Source organism: Ferrimonas sp. (genome assembly GCF_048263965.1).
GTDB lineage: Bacteria > Pseudomonadota > Gammaproteobacteria > Enterobacterales > Shewanellaceae > Ferrimonas.
Genome location: NZ_JBLXDO010000040.1, coordinates 1 through 6,206, shown reverse-complemented (window position 1 = coordinate 6,206; position 6,206 = coordinate 1). Strand labels below are relative to the sequence as shown.

General features: G+C 60.5%; 5 protein-coding genes. 3 read left to right on the top strand and 2 right to left on the bottom strand.

Features of this window, described 5'->3' with window-relative positions; all coding sequences use genetic code 11:
- The first annotated feature begins 531 nt into the window (after positions 1–531).
- From ACN0RV_RS19385 to ACN0RV_RS19375, 3 genes are all read left to right on the top strand, one after another.
- On the top strand, positions 532–1,494 hold the full coding sequence (locus ACN0RV_RS19385; protein ID WP_417350180.1) for a nucleoside hydrolase: 963 nt from the start codon (positions 532–534) through the stop codon (positions 1,492–1,494).
- A gap of 131 nt (positions 1,495–1,625) precedes the next feature.
- The gene (locus ACN0RV_RS19380) at positions 1,626–2,876 is read left to right on the top strand and encodes a GGDEF domain-containing protein (RefSeq protein ID WP_417350179.1); all 1,251 of its coding nucleotides are present in this window, start codon (positions 1,626–1,628) and stop codon (positions 2,874–2,876) included.
- A gap of 139 nt (positions 2,877–3,015) precedes the next feature.
- A complete protein-coding gene (locus tag ACN0RV_RS19375; protein ID WP_417350178.1) occupies positions 3,016–4,254 on the top strand; it encodes a GGDEF domain-containing protein in 1,239 nt (412 codons plus the stop codon).
- Positions 4,255–4,266: 12 nt separating this feature from the next.
- Here the strand turns inward: ACN0RV_RS19375 and ACN0RV_RS19370 are convergent, their stop codons facing one another.
- The gene (locus ACN0RV_RS19370; protein WP_417350177.1) at positions 4,267–5,001 is read right to left on the bottom strand and encodes a hypothetical protein; all 735 of its coding nucleotides are present in this window, start codon (positions 4,999–5,001) and stop codon (positions 4,267–4,269) included.
- A 7-nt stretch (positions 5,002–5,008) separates the two neighbouring features.
- The gene (parM, locus tag ACN0RV_RS19365; protein WP_417350176.1) at positions 5,009–6,028 is read right to left on the bottom strand and encodes a plasmid segregation protein ParM domain-containing protein; all 1,020 of its coding nucleotides are present in this window, start codon (positions 6,026–6,028) and stop codon (positions 5,009–5,011) included.
- Positions 6,029–6,206 lie beyond the last annotated feature (178 nt).

Genomic DNA, 6,206 nt, shown 5'->3' with positions numbered 1-6,206 from the left:
CAAGAGCCCGAATATACGCCTGCATCTTACTTTGTCTGTTTGCGCTGGAGGTTGAAACTCGGGAGGAGTCCATATACCGGCGAGACGGGAGAAGGGTGTCATTGTGGCGAACGCCGCAATCCAGTGTCTGTGGTTTTAGGCGGGCTCGAGAAGGAAAGCCACTGGACCCCGGCGTGCGCCGGGGAGACGGGAGGGCGGTGTCATTGTGGCGAACGCCGCAATCCAGTGTCTGTGGTTTTAGGCGGAGTCTGAGCAGGAAAGCCACTGGACCCCGGCGTGCGCCGGGGAGACGGAAGGGGTGTCATTGCGGCGAACGCCGGTATCCAGTGTCTGTGGTTTTAACTTGTGGTTTTCCTCCGCCAAAGGCCGACAGAGAACAGAGTAAAATAATCCAGTTCATCAGCGGATTCACGGCGCTATAATCCAATCCGGTAAACGAGGCCGGCCGCCCAGTTTTCACCTTGAGTGTGATCGATAATGGGCGCCACCGAGCGCCGGCTGCGCTGAACTCAGAACAAGAAAGAGACCCCTATGGCCGAGAAGATTATCTTTGACACCGATCCAGGCATCGATGATGCCATGGCCCTGCTGTTTGCCCACGCCCTGCCCAACATCGACATGATGGCCATCACCACGGTGTACGGTAATGGCACCATTGAGGATTGCACCCGCAACGCCTGCTTCCTCAACGACAAGTTCAACATGGGGGCCACCGTGGTGCGCGGCGCCGAAGGCCCCATCACCCGTGATCCTGTGGGTCCCACCGTGGTGGTGCACGGCGAGCACGGCCTGGGTACGGTGGAAGCGCCGGCGGACCAGCCCATCAATATCGACCCTCGCCCTGCCCATGTGTACATGAGTGAGATGACTCGCGCCCACCCAGGTGAGATCACCCTGGTGGCGGTCGGCCCGCTGACCAACCTGGCCCTGGCGTTGGAGTACGACCCTGAGATCGTCAACAACGTCAAAGAGGTGGTGATCATGGGCGCGGCCTTCGGCGAGCAGGGCCACAGCGGCAACATCTCTCCCGTGGCCGAAGCCAACATCTATGACGACCCCCACGCCGCCGACCAGGTGTTTACCGCCGACTGGCATGTGGTGATCGTCGGCCTGGATGTGACTCACCAGACCTTCTTTACCGGTGAGTACCTGGACAAGCTGCGTGATGAAGCTGGCGACGTGGGTCAGTTTATCTGGGACGTCAGCCGCTTCTACCTGAAGTTCTACTCCGAGCGTGTAGGCGTCAATGGCTGCCACGTGCATGACCCATCGGCGGTGGCCTATGTGGCCGACCCCAGCCTGTTCACCACCCGCAAGGGGCCGGTGCGTGTGGTCACCGACGGGCCTGCCATCGGCATGACCATTCAGAAGACCGACGACAAGTTCTATCACCACGATCAGTGGTCCTCCAACCGGGCCCAGAGCGTGTGCGTTGGGGTGGAGAACGAGCGCCTGCTCAAGCTCTACTGGGACAGCATTCTCAGCCTGGCCTAATTTCAGTTTGCGGCGGGACGGGTCGCCTTCAGCGAAGGATTCGCCAGGGAATCTATCCCGCTGCGGTGCCATTTCAGGTACTCTGTAGCACTAGAGAACATTTGGGCAACAACCTTAAGGGAAGAGATAGGATGTCGCATCGCCTAATCCAGCTTGGTATGGCGCTGTTTATGCTGATCAGTATGGCGGTGCTGCCAGGATGGCTGGCGGCGGCTGGCGGCGAAGTGCGCTGGCTGCTGGAGTACCTGCCCTGGGTGCTGTTGGGGGCGGCCGGGTTGGTCAGTTTCGTCTACGGCCTGAAGAAACTCAGCTTTATGGTGATGGTGTGTCTGGGCGCCTATGCCCTGATCCGCAATGATCTGCAGGTGCCCCTGCCCCAGGGAGATACCGAGCTGAAGTTCTGGGGGCTGTGTCTGATTGCCCCGCTGTTGGTGTTCCTCTACGACAAACTGCCCGAGCGCTGGCTGCTCAGCGGCTACTACCTGTCGGCGCTGATGGTGGCCCTGCTGCCCAGCGGCCTGTTCTATCACTATCTCAGCAGCGACCCTGCCGGTACCCACCAGATGCTGGCGGGCTGGTTTGAGCCTCTGGGTGGTTATCCCGCCCCTTGGCTGGCCCTGCTGCTGATGGGGCTCTATTTTGCCATCTGTGCCCTCAGCCAGAACCGTCGCCAGGATAAGGGCGATTCTGCCGCCCTGCTGTGTCTGATGGCCCTGGCGTTGACCAGCTTCAACTTCGATGTGCCGGGGATCTCTTCGCTGATGTTCACCTGCCTGGGCGTGTTGCTGCTGGTGGTGCTGGTACTGCACAGTTATCGGCTGGCGTTCTACGACCTGCTCACCGGGGTGCGCAATCGCCGCAGCCTGGATTCCCGTCTGAAAGGGGTGAGCGGCCGTTACCAGGTGGCCATGGTGGACATCGATCACTTCAAGAGCTTCAACGACACCTTCGGCCACGACGTGGGTGACGATGTGCTCAGGTTGGTGGCTCAGCGGCTGAGTAAGGTGGGTGCCGGCGGCACTGTCTACCGCTATGGAGGCGAGGAGTTCACCATTGTGTTCCCCAGTCGGGATCGCAAGCGCTGCCTGGAGGCGCTGGAGGCGATCCGTCTGACCATCGCCGATTACCCCTTCTACGTGCGTGACAAACAACCCAGCGGCCCGGTGAGGCGACGTAGGCGGGAAGCCAAGCCAAAGACGCCTCCGCAAACCATCACGGTGTCCATGGGGCTGGCCCAGGCACGATTCGATGACGCCAATGCCGAGGCGGTGATCAAGCGGGCGGACGAGGCGCTCTACCAGGCCAAAGAGGCGGGGCGCAACTGCATTCGCGCCGACGCAACCCCCAGCCGGCGTCCCGCCCGGCGCCGTGCCATGGCATAACCATCGGCAAAAAGATCTAACTTTTCCCGATATTTCGAGCTACTCCTTTGGGCGTAGTGCCGAAGCCTTGTCTATCCTCAGTATTGAATACAAAAAATGGGAGCGCTGGATCGCTCCTCGCGAGGAACAGGACGTTGTTATGTTGATACGGGCGGTGCAGGGCGCCATGCCAGTGGGATTGTGCACCCTGACACTTTTGCTACCCCCCATACTTGAGGGTTCCCACCCCATTCTGTTGCAAGTCGTTGCCGCCTTGCCGTGGCTATTCTTATGTGCCGCCTGGCTGGTCAGCCGACTCTATGCCCAACCCAAGGTCAGCTTTATCCTGCTGATCTCCTTGATGGCCTACAGCATCCTTGAGCTCTACCTGCAGCATCTGCTGCCCTTTGGTCATAACGAGCTGATGCTGTGGCTGTTGTGCCTGATGGTGCCGCCGCTGATCATCACCTTTCAGCTGATTCCCGATGCACTGGCCGGCGAGTCCAACAACTGGAAGTGCTATCTGCTGCTGGCGTCGGTGTTGACCCTGGGGGCGGTGATGCTGGTGGAGATCCCCGCCGCTTCTGAACGGTTGTTGTCCAGTATTCCCGGGCTGAAGCTGGGCACTCCGCCTCTGGCTGGATTGGTACTGCTGGTGACCAGTTTGACGGTGCCTTTGGCCATGCTGTTTCAGCGCCAGGAGAGTGTGGATATGGTGGCGCTGATGGCACTGCTGGTGCTGGGGTTTGGCGTCTGTGGTTTCGAGGTGGAGTCCATGCCGGAAGTGGCGTTCTCGGCCATGGGCCTGTTCACCATCATGTTGCTGCTGCTGCACAGCTACCGCCTGGCCTTCTTCGATACATTGACCGGTCTGCGCAATCGGCGCAGTTTGGAGTCGATGCTTAATGATCTGCCTCGAGGCTTTCACCTGGCCATAGCGGATGTGGACCACTTCAAGAAGTTTAATGACAAGTATGGTCACGAGGTGGGGGATGAGGTGCTCAGGTTGGTGGCACAGCTGCTCAGCGAGGTTGAATGTGGCGGCATGGTGTATCGCTTGGGTGGCGAGGAGTTCGTCATCCTGTTTCGTTCCCGCAGGAGAGACTGTTGTGCGAATACCCTTGATGGGGTGCGACGCAAGGTGGCCAGCTACCCCTTTCGCATTCGGCGTCCCCTGAATCAGCCGATGGGGCAGGACAGAGAGGAGTACACCGAGCAGATCACCATCTCATTGGGGTTGGTGCAGCAGAGTATCGAAGACGACCATCTGGAGGATGTGTTACACCGTGCCGACGCGGCCCTGTACCGGGCCAAGGAGCGGGGGCGCAACTGCCTTGTGGTGGACAATGGTCGCCCATTGCCCTGGACCATCATCGGTCGGGGCCACACCCTGCCTTAGTGTTTTGGTTCTCTACCAGATCCCTTTGGCCTTCACCCGGCTGGCTTTCTCAAGCTGGCTCTCCAGCCTGGCCGGTTCCGGCTCTGTGGTTCCTGTACCCGGTTGAACCAGCTGACCCTTCAGTCCCTTGAGTTGAGACATCAGTTTCTCCTGCCCCTGTTTCAGTTGCAGCAATGAGGGGCTGAGATCTGGCTGATTGCGCTCGGGCAGGGCATCAAATTTCTCCATCAGAGCCTGCTGACACGCCACCAGCTGAGCCAGCTGTCCCTCCAGGGCGGACAGATCCGGTTTTCCAGCGGGCGAACTGGACTCGGGGATGGTCGACAACTTTTGCTCCACCTGTTCCAGTTGCTGGCTCAGGGCACTCAAGTCGGTGGTCGCCTCCGGCTTCGGGGTGGCCATGGCGGTTTTCAGCATGGAGGTGAGCTGTTGCCACTGGCCGTCGGAGAGGGCGCCCTCGCCGGACTGCAGCAGCCCGGCGTTGCTCAGACACTGCTGCAGGGCGGCATCCGGGTTGGGCTCTCCCAGCCGGGCACTGAGCTGTGCCGTCAGTTGGGGAGAGAGCTGATGCAGGAACAGCCCGCTCAGGTAGAGATCCCGGTGAAAGGCGTTGCGGCGGGCCAGTTGCACCTGGCTGTCGCTCTCCAGGCTCTTTTCCCGCTGCTGCCACTGGCGCAGCCGCTCCACCGCATGGTTGTGGCTCTGGTGCTGCTCAGGCTCCAGGGTAAAACTGCAACGTATGCGCATACTGGCCTCAGACGGCTTCGGCGGTTTGTGGCTCGGCGGCGTGGTAGCAGCAGATCTCCCGGCTCAGGGCTTCCTGGGGTTCGGGCACCAGTACAATTTTCTCGCCCAGGCTGGGGTAGGCTTCACGGATCGCCGGCTCGATGAGGGTGGCGCCCCCGCCCACAAGGTAGATGCGATTGGGGTTGCGGGCGAAGGTCTTGGCCTCGTAGGCCACGGCGCTGCCTAGCTCGGCGATCTTCTCCTCGATTTTGCCCAGCACCCACTCCAGCTTGGACAGGTCATTGATGACGTCGCCGACAAAGTCGCGGTCGTGTCGGCGCTTGATCAGCTCGTTGGCCACCAGGTAGCTGGCGTCGCTGTCGGCGGCGGCCAGGGCCTTGCGGGTGGCGTTGGTGACCATGGAGACACCGATGTCGGCGTTGCCGTAGACGGCGGAGACATCGTCAAACTCACCGACGATGACCCCCATGTCCAGGGTGGTGCCGCCGCAATCGATCACCAGGGATTTGGTGTACGGGTTGACGCCGGAGTCCATCAGGGTAGTCAGTACCGCAGGCAGACTCTCAGGCAGCACCTGGACGTCGACAATCTCGAACAGCTGGCCCTTGTTGAGGCTGATCTCCCGCATCAGGTTGGCCTTCTTGCGGGCGATGTTTTCCTCATTCTTCTGGCAGTCGTCGGCGTTGTAGTACTCGGTGATGGGCAGGGTCACCAGAATGGATACCGGGCAGGGCTCGATGCCGGTCTGCAGCAGGGCGTGGTGCACAGACAGCAGGTTCAGGTCGTCGTACTGGAAGGCCACGTGGGTAGTGGACAGCGCCTTGTCCGAGGTGGCGTCGTAGGTGTACTTGGTGCTGCCCACCTGATAGTTGAACACCTTCTTGTCGCTCAGCAGTGCGGCACTCTTCCACTCCTTGCGGAAGGAGTTGGGGGAGGTGATGCTGCGCACCAGACCACCCTCGATCCAGCTGATTTTTACGTTGGTGGAGCCATCGTCGATGGCGAACTTCATCTTGGCCTGTGGCATTGCGGTTTCCTGAAAATTAGCCCACTGAGTGGGCTAGGGCGACAGCTTGTTTCCGGAACTTTAACTTCCTGTCAAAAATGGCGAGTTTTTTGCTGGCGGGAGAAAGCCGCTGGACCCCGGCCTGCGCCGGGGAGACGGGAGAGGGATGTCATTGTGGCGAACGCCGCAATCCAGCGTC

What these genes read in the sequence shown, in the direction of transcription:
- ACN0RV_RS19370 (WP_417350177.1), bottom strand. Translation starts at nt 5,001, where the DNA reads ATGCGCATACGTTGCAGTTTTACCCTGGAGCCTGAGCAGCACCAGAGC.
- ACN0RV_RS19385 (WP_417350180.1), top strand. Translation starts at nt 532, where the DNA reads ATGGCCGAGAAGATTATCTTTGACACCGATCCAGGCATCGATGATGCC.
- ACN0RV_RS19375 (WP_417350178.1), top strand. Translation starts at nt 3,016, where the DNA reads ATGTTGATACGGGCGGTGCAGGGCGCCATGCCAGTGGGATTGTGCACC.
- ACN0RV_RS19380 (WP_417350179.1), top strand. Translation starts at nt 1,626, where the DNA reads ATGTCGCATCGCCTAATCCAGCTTGGTATGGCGCTGTTTATGCTGATC.
- parM (WP_417350176.1), bottom strand. Translation starts at nt 6,028, where the DNA reads ATGCCACAGGCCAAGATGAAGTTCGCCATCGACGATGGCTCCACCAAC.